General features: G+C 67.7%; 2 pseudogenes. Both read right to left on the reverse strand.

The features are described from left to right. Nucleotides 1-776: pseudogene (locus ACFUTX_RS16465) on the reverse strand (hypothetical protein); the annotation flags it as partial. Then, nucleotides 773-1429, reverse strand: a pseudogene (locus tag ACFUTX_RS16470) (hypothetical protein); the annotation flags it as partial. The pseudogenes ACFUTX_RS16470 and ACFUTX_RS16465, both read right to left, overlap by 4 nt.

Below are 1429 nucleotides of genomic sequence, written 5' to 3' on the forward strand. Positions count from 1 at the left end.
TGCACGAACCGGGAGATATCCGACACCCCCGCAGCCGGTCCGAGGAGTCCGTCGGCTGCGGGGAGGAGGTCGCGGACGGTGGTGTCGTAGAGGCCCTGTTCGGTGCGCCAGCCGAGAGTGCCGCGGGTGTCGTTGTTGTCCCACGCCAGCACGTTCCCGCCACCGAACCGGGCGTAGACGGCGGCGAGCATCGCGGTGGTCATGGTCTTGCCGACACCGCCTTTGCCGTTGACGACGGCGATGGTGCGGCATCCGGCCCACTGCCTCGACACCACCTGCTCTCGATCCCGCCGCGCCACCTCAGCGGCGGATGGCTTGATGGCGATACCGAGGCGGGCGAGCGCGCCACGCCATCCCGCGGTCGCGGTCTCGGATCCGATGTGGGGTGTGATGAAGGAGGTTCGCGACGAGACCTCTCCTCGCAGTTCCTCCTCGCCAGAAACTTCCGGGGCGGGTTCGGTGGATCGGATGTCGCGGCGCAGCGTCTCCTCCGGGGCGGCCGAGTCATCGGACTCGGTGGGCGCGAAGGTGTCGGCGTCGGGGGCTTCGGTGATGTCGCCGGTGAGGGTGATGAGGAGGCGGTGGGCGCCGCGGTCGCCGGCGGTGACGAGTTCGACGGGTTCGCCGGTGCGGCGGGCTTCTTCGGCGGTGCGGGCGACGATGGCTTGGCGGATGTCTTCGTCGGGGGCGACGGTGAGGGGTTCGGTGTGACCGTCGGGGGTGGTGAAGGTGGCGGTGGGGCCGGTGACGGTCGCGTACACGCGTGGGGTGGTCATTGGTACTCCTTGGTGGGGCTCAGCCAGCCGTCCACGCCGGTGTCAGCGGTGGGGGCGGGCCAGTAGTCGTCCAACTCGTCCGGAGCGAGGACGGTGAGGTGGGAGGGGTCTTCGTGGTCGGACGCGCGGACGGCGTCGTCGGTCTTGAACAGCTCGTACTCCCACGGGGTGCTGGTGGAGAAGCAGTCCACGAGGTACGCATACTGACCGACGTAGGCGAGGAACTCGCCCTTGCGCAGCTGCCGTGCCATGTCTACGTGCGGGGCCGGCATGTTCAGCCGGGTGCGGAGGGAGGTCTGTTCTTGGTGGTTGGTGCGGAAGATGAACTTGTTCTCGATGTCGCCGACGATCGAGTAGGCGAGGTTGCGTTCTTGGGAGTCGGCGTCTCCGACGGCGTCGAGGTCGCCCATCTTGTGCAGGATCACGATGTTGCTGATCCCGTAATGCCGCGACAGTTTCAGCCACTGCTGGTACATCTGCAGCGCAGCCAGCGACGTCATGTCGCGCCAGCCCTCTTCGCGGATCACGTACCGGGTGCGGTGCGCGGACCGGTCTGACACCACCGCCTGAATCCACGCCGTGGTGCACACCTGCGTCAGCTGCGCCACCAGATCCCCCCGCGCGAACAACTCGCTGGTATCGACAACGACGAT

Origin of the sequence: Microbacterium sp. NPDC057407 (assembly GCF_042803895.1) — a bacterium.
Taxonomy (GTDB): domain Bacteria; phylum Actinomycetota; class Actinomycetes; order Actinomycetales; family Microbacteriaceae; genus Microbacterium.